The following is a 519-nucleotide window of genomic DNA, read 5'->3' on the forward strand; positions in this document are numbered from 1 at the left end:
CTTCCGTTCCCCCCGGCCCGGGCCCCAACCGCAAGCGGCGGCTGGGGGAAATCCTGATGGACGCCGGACTGCTCACCGAAACCCAGCTGCGCAGCGCGCTCGCCGAGCAGCGCAAATGGGGCGGCCGGTTGGGCCTCACCCTGGTGCAGATGGGCGTCGTGGACGAAAGCTCCATGGTCCACGCCCTGTCGCGGCAGCTGGCCATCCCCACCGTGGAGCTGGACACGCACGTCCCCGTCCCGCACGCCCTCCAGGCGCTGCGCGTGGACATCGCCGAGCGCTACACCGTCTTCCCCATCGCCTACGAGCCCGGCACCAAGACGCTCACCGTGGCCACGTCGGATCCGACCAACGTGGAGTCCCTCCAGGAGCTGGCCTTCCACTCCGGCCAGAAGCTCCAGGTGGTGGTGGCGACCGCGTCCTCCATCGAGCGCGCCATCCGGCACCACTACCACGGGGAGGTCACCTCCACGGCCGCCACGCCGCTGAGCTTCGGCATGGAGGAGGCCACCTTCGAGC

The 519-nt window shown here is 70.5% G+C and carries 1 protein-coding gene; it reads left to right on the forward strand.

The features are described 5' to 3' along the window. Positions 1–41: 41 nt before the first annotated feature. The coding region (locus D7W81_RS41475) for a GspE/PulE/PilB domain-containing protein (protein WP_497747194.1) at positions 42–519 on the forward strand (478 nt) is incomplete at its 3' end.

Origin of the sequence: Corallococcus aberystwythensis (assembly GCF_003612165.1) — a bacterium.
Taxonomy (GTDB): Bacteria; Myxococcota; Myxococcia; order Myxococcales; family Myxococcaceae; genus Corallococcus; species Corallococcus aberystwythensis.